The 832-nt window shown below is 25.4% G+C and carries 2 pseudogenes; one reads left to right on the top strand and one right to left on the bottom strand.

Features of this window, described 5'->3' with window-relative positions:
• A pseudogene (locus tag IDG45_RS14195) lies at positions 1–125 on the bottom strand (GNAT family N-acetyltransferase); the annotation flags it as partial.
• Between IDG45_RS14195 and IDG45_RS13705 the strand changes: the two are divergent.
• Positions 119–625: pseudogene (locus IDG45_RS13705) on the top strand (phosphotransferase); the annotation flags it as partial. The pseudogenes IDG45_RS14195 and IDG45_RS13705 overlap by 7 nt on opposite strands.
• Positions 626–832 lie beyond the last annotated feature (207 nt).

The following is an 832-nucleotide window of genomic DNA, read 5'->3' as shown; positions in this document are numbered from 1 at the left end:
TTATCATCATATCTATATTCCATTAAATAACAATCTTCTTTTTTGCCCTCGTGTAATTCATGTTCTGGCAAATCTTCAATAATTCTAAAACCAGATTTTTGGTATGCCCTTATTGCTCTTGGATTATACAGATATTAGTGAATGTACTATTGATAATAAACAAAATGTATTAGAAGAGTATATATTGTTGCGTGAAACTATTTATAATGATTTAACTGATATAGAAAAAGATTATATAGAAAGTTTTATGGAAAGACTAAATGCAACAACAGTTTTTGAGGGTAAAAAGTGTTTATGCCATAATGATTTTAGTTGTAATCATCTATTGTTAGATGGCAATAATAGATTAACTGGAATAATTGATTTTGGAGATTCTGGAATTATAGATGAATATTGTGATTTTATATACTTACTTGAAGATAGTGAAGAAGAAATAGGAACAAATTTTGGAGAAGATATATTAAGAATGTATGGAAATATAGATATTGAGAAAGCAAAAGAATATCAAGATATAGTTGAAGAATATTATCCTATTGAAACTATTGTTTATGGAATTAAAAATATTAAACAGGAATTTATCGAAAATGGTAGAAAAGAAATTTATAAAAGGACTTATAAAGATTGATTATATAATATATGAAAAGCTATTATAAAAGACATTAGTATTAAATAGTTTAAAAAAATGAAAAATAATAAAGGGAAGTGAGTCAAGTCCAGACTCCTGTGTAAAATGCTATACAATGTTTTTACCATTTCTACTTATCAAAATTGATGTATTTTCTTGAAGAATAAATCCATTCATCATGTAGGTCCATAAGAACGGCTCCAATTA

This window comes from Staphylococcus sp. EG-SA-10 (genome assembly GCF_017151945.1).
Taxonomy (GTDB): domain Bacteria; phylum Bacillota; class Bacilli; order Staphylococcales; family Staphylococcaceae; genus Staphylococcus; species Staphylococcus aureus.
Note: the sequence above shows the minus strand (reverse complement) of the source record. Positions and strands in the feature narration are given on the sequence as shown.